18 protein-coding genes and 1 pseudogene are annotated in these 17,153 nt (G+C 71.3%); 13 read left to right on the top strand and 6 right to left on the bottom strand.

Going from position 1 to position 17,153, the window contains the following annotated elements; all coding sequences use genetic code 11:
• From ACJ73U_RS03310 to ACJ73U_RS03300, 3 genes are all read left to right on the top strand, one after another.
• Positions 1-537, top strand: a 537-nt coding sequence (locus ACJ73U_RS03310) for a peptide chain release factor-like protein (protein WP_407776002.1), incomplete at its 5' end; no start/stop codon positions are given.
• An 89-nt stretch (positions 538-626) separates the two neighbouring features.
• Positions 627-1,472 carry a peptide chain release factor N(5)-glutamine methyltransferase gene (prmC, locus tag ACJ73U_RS03305; RefSeq protein WP_407776001.1) on the top strand — a complete coding sequence of 282 codons (846 nt, stop codon included), beginning with the start codon at positions 627-629 and terminating at the stop codon, positions 1,470-1,472.
• A 156-nt stretch (positions 1,473-1,628) separates the two neighbouring features.
• On the top strand, positions 1,629-3,110 hold the full coding sequence (locus tag ACJ73U_RS03300) for an extracellular solute-binding protein (RefSeq protein WP_407776000.1): 1,482 nt from the start codon (positions 1,629-1,631) through the stop codon (positions 3,108-3,110).
• A 1-nt stretch (position 3,111) separates the two neighbouring features.
• Here the strand turns inward: ACJ73U_RS03300 and ACJ73U_RS03295 are convergent, their stop codons facing one another.
• Both ACJ73U_RS03295 and ACJ73U_RS03290 read right to left on the bottom strand, forming a co-directional pair.
• Positions 3,112-3,759 (bottom strand): L-threonylcarbamoyladenylate synthase, encoded by a 648-nt coding sequence (locus ACJ73U_RS03295; RefSeq protein WP_407775999.1) that lies wholly within the window; start codon positions 3,757-3,759, stop codon positions 3,112-3,114.
• A gap of 15 nt (positions 3,760-3,774) precedes the next feature.
• Positions 3,775-4,596, bottom strand: a complete 822-nt coding sequence (locus ACJ73U_RS03290) for a hypothetical protein (protein WP_407775998.1) — start codon at positions 4,594-4,596, stop codon at positions 3,775-3,777.
• Between the two features lie 66 nt (positions 4,597-4,662).
• On the opposite strand from ACJ73U_RS03290, the gene ACJ73U_RS03285 reads away from it, so the two are divergent.
• Positions 4,663-5,292, top strand: coding sequence for a hypothetical protein (locus tag ACJ73U_RS03285; protein WP_407775997.1), 630 nt, complete (start codon positions 4,663-4,665; stop codon positions 5,290-5,292).
• A 40-nt stretch (positions 5,293-5,332) separates the two neighbouring features.
• Here the strand turns inward: ACJ73U_RS03285 and ACJ73U_RS03280 are convergent, their stop codons facing one another.
• A complete protein-coding gene (locus tag ACJ73U_RS03280) occupies positions 5,333-6,328 on the bottom strand; it encodes a sigma-70 family RNA polymerase sigma factor (protein WP_407775996.1) in 996 nt (331 codons plus the stop codon).
• 73 nt (positions 6,329-6,401) lie between these two features.
• Here ACJ73U_RS03280 and ACJ73U_RS03275 point away from each other — a divergent pair, with 73 nt between their 5' ends.
• Complete coding sequence (locus ACJ73U_RS03275; protein ID WP_407775995.1) at positions 6,402-7,835, top strand: MFS transporter; 1,434 nt, start codon at positions 6,402-6,404, stop codon at positions 7,833-7,835.
• Here the strand turns inward: ACJ73U_RS03275 and ACJ73U_RS03270 are convergent.
• Positions 7,768-9,117, bottom strand: a complete 1,350-nt coding sequence (locus ACJ73U_RS03270; RefSeq protein WP_407775994.1) for a serine/threonine-protein kinase — start codon at positions 9,115-9,117, stop codon at positions 7,768-7,770. The genes ACJ73U_RS03275 and ACJ73U_RS03270 overlap by 68 nt on opposite strands.
• Before the next feature lie 3 nt (positions 9,118-9,120).
• The gene (locus ACJ73U_RS03265) at positions 9,121-10,716 is read right to left on the bottom strand and encodes a serine/threonine-protein kinase (RefSeq protein WP_407775993.1); all 1,596 of its coding nucleotides are present in this window, start codon (positions 10,714-10,716) and stop codon (positions 9,121-9,123) included.
• 258 nt (positions 10,717-10,974) lie between these two features.
• On the opposite strand from ACJ73U_RS03265, the gene ACJ73U_RS03260 reads away from it, so the two are divergent.
• Entirely contained in the window at positions 10,975-11,130 is a 156-nt protein-coding gene (locus ACJ73U_RS03260) for a hypothetical protein (protein WP_407775992.1), read from the top strand.
• On the opposite strand, the gene ppk2 is transcribed toward ACJ73U_RS03260, so the two are convergent.
• Positions 11,124-11,906 (bottom strand): polyphosphate kinase 2, encoded by a 783-nt coding sequence (ppk2, locus tag ACJ73U_RS03255; RefSeq protein ID WP_407775991.1) that lies wholly within the window; start codon positions 11,904-11,906, stop codon positions 11,124-11,126. The two genes, ACJ73U_RS03260 and ppk2, sit on opposite strands and share 7 nt — an antisense overlap.
• 69 nt (positions 11,907-11,975) lie before the next feature.
• Here ppk2 and glyA point away from each other — a divergent pair, with 69 nt between their 5' ends.
• The 7 genes and pseudogenes from glyA to ACJ73U_RS03220 form a co-directional block, all read left to right on the top strand.
• A complete protein-coding gene (gene glyA, locus ACJ73U_RS03250; RefSeq protein ID WP_407775990.1) occupies positions 11,976-13,235 on the top strand; it encodes a serine hydroxymethyltransferase in 1,260 nt (419 codons plus the stop codon).
• A gap of 3 nt (positions 13,236-13,238) precedes the next feature.
• Complete coding sequence (locus ACJ73U_RS03245; protein WP_407775989.1) at positions 13,239-14,384, top strand: glycosyltransferase family 4 protein; 1,146 nt, start codon at positions 13,239-13,241, stop codon at positions 14,382-14,384.
• Positions 14,381-14,866 carry a hypothetical protein gene (locus ACJ73U_RS03240; RefSeq protein ID WP_407775988.1) on the top strand — a complete coding sequence of 162 codons (486 nt, stop codon included), beginning with the start codon at positions 14,381-14,383 and terminating at the stop codon, positions 14,864-14,866. The genes ACJ73U_RS03245 and ACJ73U_RS03240 overlap by 4 nt, the downstream gene beginning before the upstream one ends.
• A 210-nt stretch (positions 14,867-15,076) precedes the next feature.
• Positions 15,077-15,859 carry a F0F1 ATP synthase subunit A gene (gene atpB / locus ACJ73U_RS03235; protein WP_407776003.1) on the top strand — a complete coding sequence of 261 codons (783 nt, stop codon included), beginning with the start codon at positions 15,077-15,079 and terminating at the stop codon, positions 15,857-15,859.
• Between the two features lie 76 nt (positions 15,860-15,935).
• Positions 15,936-16,184: an ATP F0F1 synthase subunit C gene (locus ACJ73U_RS03230; protein WP_407775987.1), complete on the top strand. Its 249-nt coding sequence runs from the start codon at positions 15,936-15,938 to the stop codon at positions 16,182-16,184.
• Positions 16,185-16,215: 31 nt separating this feature from the next.
• On the top strand, positions 16,216-16,761 hold the full coding sequence (locus ACJ73U_RS03225) for a F0F1 ATP synthase subunit B (RefSeq protein WP_407775986.1): 546 nt from the start codon (positions 16,216-16,218) through the stop codon (positions 16,759-16,761).
• Between the two features lie 26 nt (positions 16,762-16,787).
• A pseudogene (locus ACJ73U_RS03220) lies at positions 16,788-17,153 on the top strand (hypothetical protein); the annotation flags it as partial.

The raw sequence follows: 17,153 nt of genomic DNA, 5'->3' as shown, positions 1-17,153 counted from the left end.
CGCGTGCAGCGCGTCCCGGCCACCGAGTCGCAGGGCCGCATCCACACCTCGGCGGCCGGCGTGCTGGTGTACCCGGACGTGCCGGACGCGGTCGAGGACGTGGAGATCCCCGAGAAGGACCTGCGCATCGACGTGTTCCGCTCGTCGGGCAAGGGCGGGCAGAGCGTCAACACGACCGACTCGGCCGTGCGCATCACCCACCTGCCGACCGGCATCGTGGTCTCCTGCCAGAACGAGCGCAGCCAGCTGCAGAACAAGACCCGGGCGATGCAGGTGCTCCGCGCCCGCCTGGCCGCGCTGGCCGAGGAGGAGGCGGCGAAGCAGGCCTCGGACGCCCGGCGCAGCCAGGTCCGCACGGTCGACCGCTCGGAGCGGATCAGGACGTACAACTTCCCGGAGAACCGCATCTCCGACCACCGGGTGAACTACAAGGCCTACAACCTCGACCAGGTGCTGAACGGCGAGTTGGACGGCGTGCTGGACGCCCTGGCCATCGCCGACCGCGACGAACGACTCGCCGCTCACCAGAGTGCGTGACAGGCTGTCTCCGTGAGCGGAGCCCGCGTAGCGAACCATCGGCACCACCACGCCGGCGGACCCTGTCACCGACCCCGCGGGGGGACGGCGTGACCCGTCAGCCACTCCGCCTGGCCATCATGGAGGCGGAGCGAGTCCTGGCCGACGCCGGAGTGGCCTCACCACGCGCGGACGCCGAGCTGATCGCCGCGCACGTGCTGGACGTGCCACGCGGGAAGCTGCTTCTGACCCCGATGGTGGACCGCCAGGTGGTGGACGCGATCGCGGGGCTGGTGCGCGAGCGCGCGAAGCGGGTGCCGCTGCAGCACCTGCTGGGCTGGGCCGCGCTGGGTCCGGTGACGGTGCACGTCGGGCCGGGCGTGTTCGTCCCCCGCCCCGAGACCGAGCTGCTGCTCGAGTGGGGCCTCGGGGTGCTGGCCGGGCGGGTGGCGCCGGTCGTCGTCGACCTGTGCACGGGCTCGGGTGCCCTGGCGCTGGCGGTCGCGACGGCCCGCCCGGACGCGGTCGTCCACGCGGTCGAGGTGGACCCGACGGCGCTGGCCTGGGCCCGCAGGAACCTGGGCGACTCGGGTGTGCGCCTGCACGCCGGGGACGTCACCGACCCGTCCCTGCTCACGGAGCTGGACGCGCAGGTCGACCTGGTGCTGTGCAACCCGCCGTACGTCCCGGTGGACACGCCCGTCCCCCCGGAGGTCGGCGAGCACGACCCGTTCGCGGCGGTCTTCGCGGGCGCCGACGGTCTCGCGGTGATCAGGCACGTCGTCAACCTGGCGGCCCGCCTGCTCCGTCCGGGCGGCGCGGTGGGCATCGAGCACGACGACACCCAGGGCGACGCGGTCCCGGCCCTCCTCTCCACCCGCAAGGTCCTCACGGGGGTGGCCGACCACGCAGACCTGTCCCGGCGCCCCCGCTTCGCCACCGCATATCGTTCCTGAAAATACCCGAAAGCGTGATTCTTTCGCCGCTGTTCCGGGATTATCATGACTCGCCTGGGGGCGCTCTGCCTAATCATGGATCATGGCAGGTGAGTGATGGGGAATACTGGGGTTTCGCCGAGTTCGGGCGTCCGGCTCAGCCTGATCGTCGTCGGTGTGATCGTCACCGTGGTGCTCACGTCGGGAGTGGCGATACTGGCCACCAACATCGACCTCGACTGGCGCGTGTGGTCGATATTGCACCTGCTCACCCTGGGGGTCATGGGACTGCTTTCCGGGCTGTGCGTCAATTATCTGCCCAACTACGTCAAGAGCGTGTGGAAACTGACCAAAGAGGACATCGATCTCAAACTGCCAGAGCTGTGGTCGAGCCTGCGAAAGCCGCTGCGCCTGGTCGGTGTCGTCGTCACCGCGGGTGCTGTCGTCGCGGCGGGCGTGGCCATGCGGGCCGCGCCGACCGGTCTGGAGCCGGGGGATCTGGTGATCATGGCGGCCTCCCCGTCCGACAGGGCGAACGCGCGGCAGATGGTCGTCGACCAGTGGAACCGGCTGCACCCCGACAACCACGCCCGCATCGAGACCGCGCCGCTGAACAGCGACGCGCAGCACGAGCGGCTGGTGAATGACGCCAAATCCGGCGGCCGGCACAAGGCGGACCTCTATGTCCTCGACATAGTGTGGATGCGGGAGTTCATTCAGCGCGGCTACATCCGCCAGTTGGACGAGGCCGCGTTGTCGCAGCGGGATCTCGGCGATTTCGTGGACAAGATCCTCAAGACCGCGGAGGACGAGGACGCGAAGTTGTGGGCTCTTCCGCTCAACTCGGATGTCGGCCTGATCTATTACCGCACCGATATTCCGGGGGTGGCGGAACCGAAGTCCTGGGAGGATTACATGGGCGTCGGCGCGAAGACCGCCGCTGGTGTCGCGCGAGCCAGTGATCCGCACATCACGGCGGCCACCGGCGCCGAGCTCCAGGCAAACGATGAAATGCTCACCATCTCCGCGTTGGACGCCATGTGGGCCACCGGCGGTCAGTTCGTCGACCCCAACGGCCAGGTGGCGATGAACGCGCAGGGCACCGAGGTCGAGTTCAGCGCGCAGGACCGGGACGGCATCGAACAGCTCGCGGCGGCCGCCAAGGACCCGGAGGTGGTCCGGAACAAGGGGGGAGACACCGTCGCGGCGGCGGCGCAGGCGTTCGCCGAACACCAGACCGTGTTCATGCGCAACTGGCCGGTGGCCCGGGACGCCGTCGGTGACAAGGTGCCCTTCAAGGCCGTCGCCCCCGAGAGCGGCACGGTGCTGGGTGGTCAGGACCTGGCGGTCTCGGCCAACACGGACAAGCCGCGGGCCGCTCAGGCGCTGGCCCAGTTCCTCACCAGCGCCGCCAGCGAGACGATCCTCTCCGAGGTCGGCGGGTTCGTCCCCACCCGGCAGACCGCACTGGACAACTCGAGGCGACCCGACGCGGAGGAGATACAGCGCGCCCTCAACGCCGCCCGGCTGCGGCCCGTCACGTGTCACTACGTCGAGTTCAGCAAGCTCTTCCGCCAGGGGATTGCCAGCGCGATCAGCAGAGACGGGGTGCTCGACGCCGATTTCGGCGAGCGGCTGGCCCGCGTGCTCAGGTGCTGAGTCAGCGGGTGCGGACCTCTTCGCCGAGTGCCTCGGCGATCGCGGCGGTGGACACGGCGCCCTCGCGCAGGACCACCGGCCCGTCGCCGGAGAGGTCCACGATCGTGGAGGGGACCGGGTCACCGGACGGGCCGCCGTCGAGGTAGACCGACACCGACTCGCCGAGCTGGTCGCGGGCCTGCTCCGCGCTGGTGGCGGGCGGTTGGCCGGACACGTTGGCCGACGACACCGCCATCGGTCCGACCTCGCGCAGCAGCTCGATCGCGACGGGGTGCAGCGGCATGCGCAGCATCACCGTGCCGCCGTTGTCGCCGAGGTCCCACGACAGCGACGGCGCGTGCGGCAGCACGATCGACACGTCGCCCGGCCAGAAGGCCTCGATGAGCAGTCGAGCGGGGCGCGGCACGGACAGGACCAGGCCGTCGATCGTCGACCACGAGCCGACCAGCACGCCGACCGGCATGTCCGGCCCCCGGTTCTTGGCGGCGAGCAGCGCCCGCACCGCCGATGACGAGAACGCGTCCGCGCCGATGCCGTAGACCGTGTCGGTCGGGATCACCACGAGCCGTCCGGCCCGCACCGCGCCGGCGGCGGCGGCCAGCCCGTCCTCACGATCCGGGGAACGCCCGCAGTCGTAGACCACACTCACATCGCGGAACTCTAGCTACAGACCCTGTTTGAGGATGTGGGGGGCCATCTCGTCCGCGCGCCGCCGCCAGGTCTGCTTCCGGAAGCGGTACACGATGCCGTACAGCAGGGCCGCGCCCGCGATGACGCCGACGACGACCAGGGCGACGTTGTTGAGCAGGCCGCCCGCCACCACCGTGATCATGCCCAGCGCCACGGTCAGGACGGCCAGGCTGACGGCGATGCCCTCCGGCGCCCACGTCCACCGGCGGCCGGCCTCGACCTCCGCGAGCAGCTGTTCGGCGCCGCGTTCCAGCTCCTCGTCGGCCGTCCTGAGGGACAGGATGCGTCTGGCCGCGGCGTGGCAGATGCGCAGCTGCTCCTCGCTGGTGATCACCAGGACGTCGTCGGCCGTTCGCGACCGGCACTGCTCCGCGGCCGAGTACCAGGCGCTCGCGAGGTAGTACCGCAGCGTCGGGTCGTTCGGGCGGTCCGCGACCAGCAGCTCGAGGTCCGCGACCGCGCCCGCCGCGTTGCCCTGGCCGATCTTCACCAGCGCGAGACCCAGCTGCGCGAGCAGGGCGCCCACCCCGCCGCTGAGCAGCGCCACCCGGTAGTTCTCCTCGGCCGTTCGCCAGCCCCCACGGGCGAGGTGCACGTCACCGACACCCACCCGATCGAGTGGATCCGGGCGTAGGCTGGCCGCGGCCTCGAACTCCGCGAGGGCCTCGTCGAGCCGTCCGTCGACCAGCGCTGAGCGGCCACGACGCGTGTGCGTCCGAGCCTCGCGCTCGTCCGCGGGCAGGTCCTCCGGCAGGAGTCGCCACTTGACGATCACGTCCTGCCACGTCCGAAGCATTGGATCACCTCGACGGGCAGGTTACTCTCAGTAGGCCCGTGTCGGGGGGTTGCAGAGGTGAAAGTGGTGACGAGCGTCCGGTCACTCAGCTCACGCTCGGTCGCGTGGGCGTTCGCGGCTGCCTACCTGGCGGCGAGCGCCGTGGTCGGCGTGGTGCTGCTGACCATGCCCAAGACCGACGTCACGAGTACCGGCGACCAGACCTCCTACATCTCCGACGACACCTACCCCAAGCCCGAGATCACCACGGTGAGCTCCGCCCCGCCCGGCTTCCAGCGGGTCCAGGGCCCGGCCGGCATGGGCACGGTCATTCCGCTCGGGTGGCAGACCGTCGCCGCCGGCCAGCCGGGCGCGATGCGTGCCGTCGACCCCGCCGACCCCAGCCGGGTCGTGGGCTACGGCGGCGCCACGGCGCAGTCGGACGACATCGTCGCCACGCACGTGGCCTACGAGCAGAACTTCGCCGGCCGCACCACCGGCTACCACCGGGTCGACCTGAACAGCGCCACGTACGGCGGCCACAAGGCCGTGGAGTGGGAGTTCGTGCAGCGGGACGGGGGCGGGGTGCAGCGGGTGCACGCCCTGTACTGGCTCGTCGACGGCGTCGAGTACTTCGTCTTCGCCTCGAGCCCGGACCGGCAGTGGTCCCGGATGAAACCCGTCTACGACGCGATGGTGGCCGGCTCCAGCCCGTAGCCGCGGGTCGGGGCAACATCCGCGTCGGGGCATGTCCGGGTCAGGGCAGTGTCCGGGGCAGGCCGAAGAACGACAGGACGCTGTTGTCGACGAACCGGGTCATCGCGCTGATCCGGTCCCCGGCGACGGTGACCACCTGCACGCCGTGCGCCCGCCACACCGGATCGCCGTCGTCGCTGAAGTAACAGCCCCAGCACGGCTGGCGGTTGGCGGCGGCCGGCACGAGGCGGTAGCGGCGGTGGCCGCCGCGGAAACCGACGGTGCGCATGAAGTTCGCGATGACGGCCGGCCCCCGGTACGCCAGCGGCAGCGGCGGCATGGTCAGCCAGGCGTCGTCCGTGAGCATGGCGACGAGCCCGTCGACGTCGCCGCTCTCGATCGCGTCGGCGAACCGGGCGGCGACGGCGCGTTCGGCGACCGAGTCGGGCAGCGGCGTGCGGTCCCGGTCGGTCGCCGGCAGCCCGGCCCTGGCCCGCTTGAGCGCGCTGGTCACCGAGTCCTCGGTGGTGTCGAGCATGCCGGCCACCTCGGCCGCCCGGAAGCCGAGCACGTCCCGCAGCACGAGCACGGCACGCTGGCGGGGCGGCAGCGACTGCGTCGCGGTGACGAACGCCAGTGAGATCGCCTCCCGCCGCTCGTACCGCGCCTCCGGCCCGGGTTCGGTCTCGGGAAGGCCGTCGAGCAGCGCGTCCGGGTACGGCTGGAGCCACATCGGCTCGACCGTCCGGGTCGGCTCGGGGAACGGAACGGCCGTCGGCGGCACCGTCCTCGGCCGCCGCTCACCGTCGCGCAGCCAGTTGAGGCAGCGGTTGGTGGCGATCCGGTACAGCCACGTGCGCACGCCGGACCTGCCCTCGAACCGGTCGAGCCCCCGCCAGGCCGCGACCAGCGTCTCCTGCAACACGTCCTCCGCGTCCTGGACCGAGCCGAGCATGCGGTAGCAGTGCACGTGCAGTTCCCCGCGGTGCGGCTCGACGAGCGCGCGGAAGGCCTCCTCGTCGCCGGTCCGCGCCAGCGACACCAGTTGATCGGTCACGTCTGTTATGACACCACCCGAGCCGGGATCTGGGCGGCGACCAGATCCGCGCCGCCGCGGTGTCGGTACGGGCATGACGACTTCAACGCAGCGGTGGGTCCTGGGGCTCAGCGCGCTCGCGTCCTTCATGGTGGTGCTCGACATGCTCGTCGTGGTCACCGCGTTGCCCACGATCCAGCGCGACCTGGGCGCCTCGCTCGAGGCGCTCGAATGGACGGTCAACGCGTACACGCTCAGCTTCGCGGTGCTGCTGATGACCGGGGCGGCCGTCGGCGACCTCCTCGGGCGGCGGCTGGGGTTCGTCGTCGGCCTCGGGGTGTTCGCCGTGGCGTCGGCGGCGTGCGCGCTCGCTCCGTCGGTCGGCGCGCTCGTCGCCGCGCGTGCGTGCCAGGGCGCCGGGGCGGCGTTGGTCATGCCGCTGGCGCTGGCGCTGATGAACGCGGCGTTCCCACCGGAACGGCGGGGGTGGGCGACCGGGATCTACGGCGGCGTCACGGGGCTCGCTGCCGTCGTCGGGCCGGTCGTCGGCGGGGCCGTCACCCAGGGCATCGCCTGGGAGTGGATCTTCTGGCTGAACGTGCCGATCGGGCTGGTCGCGATCCCGCTGGTGCTCATGCGGACGCCGGAGAGCCGAGGGACCAGGACCGCGCTCGACCTGCCGGGGATCGTCACGGGCGCGGTCGCGGCGTTCGGTCTGGTGTGGGCGTTGGTGCGCGGCAACTCGGCCGGCTGGACCAGTGCGGAGACACTCGTGCCGCTGGTCGCCGGTCTCGTCGCCGGGGTCGGGTTCGTGGCGGTCGAGCGGCGGGTGGCCGCGCCGATGCTGCCGCCGCGGCTGTTCGCGTCGCGGACGTTCTCCTCGGGCAACGCCGCGATCTTCCTCCTCAACGCCGCGTTGACCGGCTCGCTCTTCTTCGTCGCCCAGTTCTTCCAGGTGGCGGGCGGGTACGGGGCGCTGTTCGCCGGGCTGCGGTTGCTGCCGGTCGGTGTCGTGCCGCTGGTGCTCGCGCCTCGGGCCGGTGCGCTCGCGGACCGGTTCGGGGAGCGGGCGCTGATCGTCGGCGGCTCGCTCGCGATGGCTCTGGGGCTCGGGTGGCTGGCGTCGGTCGCGTCGCCGTCGGCGGCGTACTGGACGCTGGTCGGGCCGTTGACCCTCGTCGGTCTGGGCCTCACCCTCGGGGTCCCGGCGATGACGCGTGCGGTGGTCAGCCAGGTCGCGCTGGCGGACCTCGCGAAGGCGTCCGGCACGTTCAGCACCTTCCGCCAGCTCGGGGGTGCGTTCGGGGTGGCCGTCCTCGGCGCCGTGTTCGCCGCGACGGGCGGCTACGGCACGGCCGGGACCTTCACCGACGGGTTCGTGCCGGCGATGGTCGTGTCCGGCGTGCTCGGGCTCGCCGCGGCGGTCGCCGGCCTGGTGCTGCCGGGTACGCGCACCGGACTCACGCGGTCGCCGCGGCCCGGCGGCGGATCTCCTCGGCGTGCGCCGGCGGCAGCCAACCGCTCGTGATCCTCAGCGACGTGCCCTCGCTCCGCCGCCGGCACTCGCCGATGACGTCGGCCAGCCCCGGCCGGCGCGCCGGCTCCTTGGCCAGGCACGCCGCGACCAGGTCGCGCAGCTCGCCCGGCACCCCGCCCAGCGACGGCGGCTCGTGCACGACCCGGTACAGCACCGCGGTGTCGACGCCGCTGCCGAACGGCGACTCGCCGGTGGCCGCGTACGCCGCGAGCGAGCCGAGCGCGAACACGTCCGCGGCGAACGTGAGCGGCCTGCCGAGGACGTGCTCGGGCGCCATGAACTGCGGCACACCCAGCGTGATCCCCGTTCGCGTGATCGTGGTGGCGTCACTCACGTGGGCGATGCCGAAGTCGATCAGCCGCGGGCCGTCCGCGGCGAGCAGGACGTTGGAGGGCTTGATGTCCCGGTGCACGAGGCCGGCTCGCTGGACCGTCTGCAGGGCCTCCGCGATCCCGGCGACGAGCAGCCAGAGCGACTCGACGGGCAGCGGGCCGTGTCTGGTGACGGCCTCGTGCAGCGAGGGACCGGGCACGTAGGTCGCGGCCAGCCAGGGCCGGGCGGCCCGCACGTCGGCATCGAGGACCTGCGCGGTGAACAGGCTGTGCACCTGCCGCGCGGCGGCGACCTCGCGTTCGAAGCGCCGCCGGAACTCACCGTCCTCCGCCAGCTCGGGGCGCACGATCTTGACCGCCACGGCGCGGCCGGCGTCGGTGTAGGCGAGGTACACCCGTCCGGTGCTGCCCGCCCCGATCCGCGCGCGAAGCCGATAGCGGCCCGCGCGGGCCGGGTCCTCGGGGGTGAGTGGTTCGAACACCGGACCGGCCGGTGGAGGAGCGGGCTGAGCGAGGCCGGCCGCCGGAGAAACGGGCTGTGGAGAAACTGGGTGTGGAGAAACTGGTTGTGGTGGAGCGGGTTGTGGTGGAGCGGGGGGTCGAGGAGCGGGCTCGCCGGGCACGGACGGTCGAGCAGCGGGTGGCCGGGCAGCCGGCGGCGCGGGTGTCGGCGGGGGCGCGGCCTGGTCGGCGGCCGCGTGCCAACGGGCCGCCCACTCCTCCGGGTCACCGCCGCAGGCCCCGGCGTACGCCAGCGCCAGGTCCAGTGACGGCAGCGCCGCCCCGCTCGCCGCCGCCGACAACGCCGACGCCGAGTAGCCGGCCTTGCGTGACAGCAGCCGGTAGCTCGGCGTGCCCGCCCGCACCCGCAGCAGCCGCAGCGCCTGGGCGAACGCCTCGACCGGTCCCGTCCCGGTGACCGGCAGCTCACGCCGTCCCACGGCTCACCCCCAGCACTCCCAGGAGTCCTTGTCGTAGAAGTTCTGGAAGCGGCTGATCGGCGGATCGCTCCCGTACAGCTGCCGGCACGCGTCCTGCGCGTCGAGCCCGGCCGTGTCGCCGATGCAGTGCCACCCGTACGCGGTGCCGTCCCCGTCGTACCGCGCACCCGCGTGGCCGAGCAGCACGCAGTAGGCGTTGAAGTCGAGCGGTCCCAGCTTCGCGGTCGCCCGCCAGCACTCCCACGAGTTCGGGTCGTTGAAGTTCCTGATCCGGTTGGTCGTCTGCGTCTGGTAGGTCCAGTCGCACACCGCGTCGCCGTCGTCGCCGATGCCGTTGTCCCCGCTGCAGTGCCAGCTGTAGGCGCCAAGCCCCTTCAGCTCGGCCCTGCCCTGCCCGGTGGCCGAGCAGTAGCCGTCCCAGTCCGGCGCCCCGAGCAGCTCCCGCGGCTTCGGAGCGGCGACGGCGCTGGTGGTGACGCCGGGCGGCGTCGTCGTGACGACCGGGGGAGCGCTGCTGCTGGTCGTGGTCGTGGTCGTGGTCGTCGTGGTGGTCGGCGCACGGCTGGTGGTGATGCCCTGCGCCGCGACCGCGGCACCGCCGACCTGGTGCGATCGGGTCAGCAGCCAGGCCGCCAGCCCGAGCACCACCACCACGACCGCGACCGCGACCGTCGGGCCGGTCCTGCGGTCGCGCGGCGGGGTGGGGCGCGGCGCGGCTGGCGCGGTGCGCTGGCGGGTCTCGTGGTCGAGCGGCGCGGGCAGCCAGCCGTCGGTGGCGCGCTCGGCCCCGCACACGCGGATGACCTCGTCGAGGGCGGGCCGTCGCGCGGGGTCCTTGTCCAGGCACGCCTCGGCCAGCTCACGCAGCGCGGAGTCGAGCCCGTCGAGGTCCGGCGGCTCGTTGACCACCCGGTACAGCACGGCCGCGTCCGGCCCCTCGCCGAACGGGCTGTGCCCGGTCGCGGCGAACACGGCGAGCGCACCGAGGGCGAACACGTCCGCGGCCGCGGTCAGCTCCCCGCGGCTGGCGTGCTCCGGCGACATGAACCGCGGTGAGCCGACGGTCACGCCGGTCCGCGTGAGGGTCGTGGCGTCGACCGCGCGGGCGATGCCGAAGTCGATCACCCTCGGCCCGTCCGGCGCGAGCAACACGTTGGCGGGCTTGAGGTCCCGGTGCACGATGCCGGCCGCGTGCACCGACTGCAACGCCTCGGCCACCCCCGCCACCAGCAACCGCACGCTCCGGGTAGGCAGCGGCCCGTGCCGCGTCACGGCGTCCTGCAGCGACAGCCCGGGCACGTAGGCGGTGGCGAGCCAGGGTGGCTCCCCGTCCGGGTCCGCGTCGACGAGCTCGGCGGTGAACATCCCCCGAACCCGTCGCGCCGCATCGACCTCCTGCCGGAACCGGCGCCGGAACTCGGGGTCCTCGGCCAGCTCCGGGCGCACCACCTTGACCGCGACGGCCCGCCCGCCGGGCGTGTACGCCAGGTACACCCGACCCATCCCGCCCCCGCCGATGCGGGCGGACAGCCGGTACGGACCGGCCTCCACCGGATCGCTCCCCACGAGCGGGTCGAACATCGCGGTGCCCCCGATCAACTGGCCGAACGCTCCGCGCCGCGGTGTTTTCTGACCAGTCGGCCACCGCGGTCGCGCCGGTGTTGGTGGTCCTCAATCCCCGCGCCCTACTGGATCGCGGAAGGAGCCGAGATCCGGAAGGACGAGGAAACCATGTACACCAAGCGATTCGACGATAGACCGGTCAGGCGGTTTCCGGCGTGGGCCATTGGCACGCCCACTCGCGGCCGTCGCGTTCGCCCCGTACGTTGCGGTTCCCGCCGGCACCGCCGTGCCGGCGTGCGCCACGGACATCGCGGTGCCGCCCAAGCCTGCCCGGTCCGGCGCCAGTCCTACTTCGATCCCCTCGCGGGCGACGACGCCGAGCGGTTCCACCCGAACGAGGACGGCCAGCTGGCGATCGAGCAGCGCCTCCTCGCCGCGCTCGGTCAGTAGCGTTCGGGGACGTAGCGCATCGAGTCTCTGGGCGGGCGCTGGTAGGACGGGTCCGCCGGACCGCGGGGCGGCAGCTCCAGGACCGGCGGATCCACGTCCTCGTAGGGGATCCGGGTCAGCAGGTGCGAGATGCAGTTCAGCCGGGCGCGCTTCTTCGAGTCCGCCTCCACCACCCACCACGGCGAGTCCTCGACGTCGGTGTGGGCGAACATCACGTCCTTGGCCTTGGAGTAGTCGAACCAGCGGCGCCTGGCCTCCAGGTCCATGGGCGAGACCTTCCAGCGCTTGCTCCGGTCCCGCATGCGTTCCTGGAACCGCCGCTCCTGTTCCTCGTCCGAGACCGAGAACCAGTACTTGACCAGGACCAGGCCGGAGCGGACCAGCATCCGTTCGAAGTCCGGCGCCGACCTCAGGAAGTCGTGGTACTCGACGTCGGTGCAGAAGCCCATCACGTGTTCCACGCCGGCGCGGTTGTACCAGGAGCGGTCGAACAGGACCATCTCGCCGGCCGCCGGCAGGTGCGCCACGTACCGCTGGAAGTACCACTGGGTCTTCTCGCGGTCGGTCGGGGTGCCCAGCGCGGCGACCCTGCACACCCGGGGGTTCAGCGGCTCGCTGATCCGTTTGATGGCGCCGCCCTTGCCGGCCGCGTCCCGGCCCTCGAAGAGCACCGCGACGCGCAGGCCGCGCGCCTTGACCCAGTCCTGCAGTTTCACCAGCTCCAGCTGCAGCCTGGCCAGTTCCTTCTCGTAGTCCGCGGTCTTCAGCTTGGTCACTACGGAACGGTAACGCCGGTCGGGGTAGCCTGGCGCGGCAATGCGAGCCAGGAGAGAGAAGCAGCAGGGGTGAACACGCCGTTCTGGGGGCCGGACTTCGATTCGCTGGTCAGCACGGATCCCGAGATCGCCGACGTGGTGCTCGGCGAGCTGGACCGGCTGCGCGGCGGCCTGCAGCTGATCGCCAGCGAGAACCTCGCCAGCCCGGCGGTGCTGGCCGCGCTCGGCTCGACCCTGTCCAACAAGTACGCCGAGGGCTACCCGGGCCGGCGCTACTACGGCGGCTGCGAGCGGGTGGACGTCGCCGAGGAGATCGGGATCGCCCGGGCCAGGGAGCTGTTCGGCGCCGAGCACGCCAACCTGCAGCCCCACTCGGGCGCGTCCGCCAACCTCGCCGCCTACGCCGCGTTCTGCGAGCCGGGTGACGTCGTCCTGGCGATGGACCTCAAGCAGGGGGGCCATCTCACGCACGGTTCCCCCGTCAACCTCTCCGGCCGCTGGTTCGAACCGGTCGCCTACGGGGTGCGCCAGGACACCGAGCTGATCGACTACGACCAGGTCCGCGACCTGGCGCTGGAGCACCGGCCACGCATGATCATCGCGGGCGCCACCGCCTACCCGCGCCTGATCGACTTCGCCGCGTTCCGGGCCGTCGCCGACGAGGTCGGCGCGATCCTGGTGGTCGACGCCGCGCACTTCATCGGGCTGGTCGCGGGCAAGGTCATCCCCTCGCCGGTGCCGTTCGCCGACGTCGTCACGTTCACCACGCACAAGGTGCTGCGCGGCCCGCGCGGCGGCGCGATCCTGTGCCGGGCCGAGCACGCGAAGGCGATCGACAAGGCCGTGTTCCCGTTCACCCAGGGCGGCCCGCTCATGCACTCGGTCGCGGCGAAGGCGGTCGCGCTGAAGGAGGCCGCGACCACCGAGTTCCAGGGCTACGCCACCCAGGTCGTCGCCAACGCGGCCGCGCTCGCCAGGGGCCTGGAGGCCGAGGGCATGCGGGTGGTGTCCGGCGGCACCGACACCCACCTCGCGCTGCTCGACGTCCGACCGTTGGACGTCACCGGCGCCGAGGCCGAGCGGCGCTGCGGCGACGCGACCATCACGCTCAACAAGAACGCGATCCCGTTCGACCCGGAGCCGCCGGCCGTCGGCTCCGGGATCCGCGTCGGCTCACCGAGCGTGACCACCCAGGGCATGACCGAGCCGGAGATGGCCGAGATCGCCCGGCTCGTCGGCCGCGCGATCCGCGAACCGGCACAGGCGGGGCAGGTCGCCGCGGCGGTCGGCCGGCTCACCGCGGCCCACCCCGCCTACCCCAGGGACTGACCCGTGGACCTGGCACAGAACTTCCAGCCCGCCGGCCTCCCGATCCGGGAGTACCTGCTGGTCGGGCTGACGACGGCCGTCCTGACGTTCCTCTCCACCGGCCTGGTGCGGCGGCTCGCGATCCGCTGGGGCGCGGTCGCCCACCCGAGGCAGCGCGACGTGCACACGGTCCCCATCCCGCGGATGGGCGGCATGGCCATGTACATCGGCGTGTGCGGCGGCATGCTGCTCGCCCACCAGCTGCCCGTGCTGCGCCGCGCGTTCGAGTACTCGCTGGACCCGGTCGCGATCCTGCTCGGCGGCGGCCTGATCATGGTGATCGGCATGCTCGACGACCGGTACGAGCTGGACTCGCTCACCAAGTTCGCCGGGCAGACCACGTGCGCGGGCATCCTCGTGCTGCTCGGCCTGCAGTGGATCATCATGTGGGTGCCGTGGGGCGGCAACGGGTCCGGCGGGTCGTTCCTGGTCCTCGACCAGAACCAGGGCGCGATCCTCACCGTCCTGCTCGTGGTCACCATGGTCAACGCGATGAACTTCGTCGACGGGCTCGACGGGCTCGCCTCCGGCGTCGGGTTCATCTCCGCGGTCGCGACCTGCGCGTTCTCCCTCCACCTGCTCGACCAGTCCGGCGGCGACGTCTCCTTCTACCCGCCCGCGCTGATCGCCGCGACGCTCGCCGGCGCGTGCCTGGGCTTCCTGCCGCACAACTTCCAGCCGGCCAAGATCTTCATGGGCGACTCGGGCTCGATGCTGATCGGGCTGATGATGGCGGCCGCGAGCACCTCGGCGTCCGGCCGGGTGCTCAGCCCGAACGGCGCCGAGACCATCGGTCTGCTCTCGCCGCTGCTGGTGGTGGCGGCGGTGCTGTTCGTGCCGGTGCTCGACCTGCTGATGGCCGTGGTCCGGCGGACCCGCAAGGGCCTGTCGCCGTTCCACGCGGACAAGATGCACCTGCACCACCGGCTGCTGGAGATCGGCCACTCCCAGCGCAGGGCCGTGCTGCTGATCTACCTGTGGGCCGCGGTGCTGGCGTTCGGCACGGTCGCGCTCAGCCTGTTCGACGCGTTCGCCGTGGTGTGGGGGATCGGCATCGGCCTCCTGATCGCACTGGTCGTCTCGGTGGTACCTAGACTGAGGGCGAGATGACTGAGACGGAGAAGGAGCCGACGTCGGAGGACCTCGGCATCAGGACGGATCTGCCGCGTACGCACGGCGAGGCCGTGACGCGGCTCGCGGACGCCATGCTCCGCTACGCGCTGTGGCCGGGTGTGGCCACCGCGGTGGTCGGGGTCGTCGTGTTCGGTGTGCTGTACGGCGTCCAGGGCGCGGTGTCCGCGCTGGTCGGCGCGGTCGTGGCGTTCGCGTCGTCGCTGTTCACGTGGTGGCTGATGCGCAGGACGGCCGCGCTCAACCCGATGATGGTGATGGCGGGCGCGCTCGGCGGGTTCATCGGCAAGATGATCCTGCTGCTGCTCGTGCTCGTGATCCTGCGCGGGATCGACTGGTTCAACATCAGGTCGCTGGCGTACACCATGCTGGCGGTGGTGATCGTCTGGGCGGTCATGGACCACGTCGCGTTCCGCCGCACGAAGCTGCCGACCTTGATCATCAACACCGATGACCAGTAGATCCGGTCGCTAAGTAGTACGCGCGTCCTTCTTGTCGAGAAGCGGCTGATATGGTGCGCGCAGAGTACTTCACGAGCTCTGGGGCACCCCTTCGGGAGCAAGGGGTGCCGCTGTCAGGTGCGCGAGCTTGCTGAGGTACGTTAAGTCCTGATCGTGACGATTCCCCCGGCGGCGGTGTCTGCCGGACCGGGAGAACCGGAAGGAGCCCAGTTGCGGGCGCTGTGGCTAGCCGAAGGTGGCGAGTTCGTTCCGCCGGGTGCGGGTGACTTCGATCTGCCACCGATTTTTTGGGGCATCACCAAGCCAATGCTGCTTGCGGTGCTGTCCGTCATCATCGTGGCCGCCTTCTTCCTGATGGCGTCGCGGCGACTGAGGATAGTACCGACCAAGTTCACATTCATCGCCGAGTCGGTCTACGACTTCGGGCGGAACAACATCGCGCGCGAGCTGATCGGTACCAAGGATTTCGCGCCGTACGTGCCGCTGATCGTCACCTTGTTCACCTTCATCCTGGTGAACAACATCTTCGGCATCTTTCCGCTCATCCAGTTCCCGACGATGGCGCACATCGGGTTCCCGCTGGCGCTGTCGCTCCTGATCGTCTACCCGCTGTGGCACTTCATCGGTATCCGCAAGCACGGGTTCGTCGGCCACATCAAGCACCAGCTCGTGCCGCCGGGCGTGCCGAAGCCGGTGCTGATCCTGCTCGTGCCGGTCGAGGCGTTCGTGAAGTTCTTCATGAACCCGCTCACGCACGCGATCCGGGTCTTCGCCGCGATGTTCGCCGGCCACCTCATCCTGATCGTGTTCACGCTCGCCGGCGAATACCTGTTGCTCGAAGCCGGCGGCCTACTCAAACCCGTTTCCGTCGTCTCGTGGGCCTTCGCCATCGCGATGACGTTCGTCGAGGCGCTGATCCAGGTTCTGCAGGCGTTCATCTTCGCGTTGCTGGCGGCGAACTACATCGGTGCCGCGCTGGCCGAAGACCACTGAGTTTCGTACAACACACAAAGCACGCACCCGATCCGCGAAAACCAGCGCGGACCGAGTTGGAAGGAAACAGAAGCAAGTGAGCGCGATTCAAATTGCCCAGGACGCCGTCAACCTGAACAAGGGCCTTTCCCTTATCGGTTACGGCCTCGGTGCGATCGGCCCGGGCGTCGGCCTCGGCCTGATCTTCGCCGCCGTCATCAACGGCACCGCCCGTCAGCCGGAGGCCCAGAGCAAGCTGATGGGTATCGCATGGCAGACGTTCGTGCTGGTCGAGGTGCTCGCCCTGATCGGCCTGGTGCTCTACTTCATCGCCTCCGCCACCTGAGCACGACCCTTCCGAAGCTCCGGGAGACACCATGTTGAACACCGCGATCGTGCGGGCCGCCGAAGAGGCGCCGAACCCGATCATCCCACACCCCTCCGAGATCATCCTCGGCCTCATCGCGTTCCTGCTGCTGCTGTGGGTGCTGCAGAAGTTCGCGTTCCCGAGGTTCGAGGCGCTCTACAAGGAGCGCACCGAGAAGATCGAGGGCGGGATCAAGAAGGCCGAAGAGGCGCAGGCCGAGGCGGAGAAGGCGCTGCAGACCTACCAGGCGCAGCTCGCCGAGGCCCGCGCCGAGTCGGCCCGGATCCGCGACGACGCGCGGCTGGAGGCGGAGCGCATCAAGGCGGAGCTGCGGGCCCAGGCCCAGGACGAAGCCGCTCGGATCGTGGCCCAGGGGCGCGCGCAGCTGGAGGCCCAGCGTGCCCAGATCGTCGCGGAGCTGCGGGCCGACCTCGGTCGCACCGCGGTCGAGCTGGCGAGCCGGGTCGTCGGCGAGTCCCTCGAGGACGAGGCGCGCCGGCGGGGCACCGTGGACCGGTTCCTCGACGACCTCGACTCCGTCTCGGCGCGGAACTAGGGCCCCTGCGAACTGAGGACCAGTAGATGACGCTATTGCACGCCGCGAGCCGGGACGCCCTCGACGCGTCGGAGCGGAAGCTGCTCGACGTGATCGGCACGGCCGGGCAGACGAGCGCCGTGAAGACCCGGCTCAAGAAGGCGGTCGGCGCCGGTGGACCGGCGGCCGACCAGGTCGGTGCGGAGCTGTTCTCGGTCGTGCGGCTGCTCGACCGGGAGCCGGGGCTGCGGCGCACGCTCGGCGACTCGTCGGCGGAGCGTTCGCGCCGCGAGGACCTGCTGTCCCGCCTGCTGTCCGGCAAGGTCTCCGACCAGACGCTCCAGGTGCTGGTCGAGGCCGTCGGCAACCGGTGGTCGACGCCCCGCGAGCTGGTCGACGGCCTCGACGAGCTG

Origin of the sequence: Actinophytocola sp. (assembly GCF_045807065.1) — a bacterium.
Taxonomy (GTDB): Bacteria; Actinomycetota; Actinomycetes; order Mycobacteriales; family Pseudonocardiaceae; genus Actinophytocola.
The sequence above is the reverse complement of the archived record's forward strand: the minus strand, read 5'-3'. Positions and strand labels throughout refer to the sequence as shown.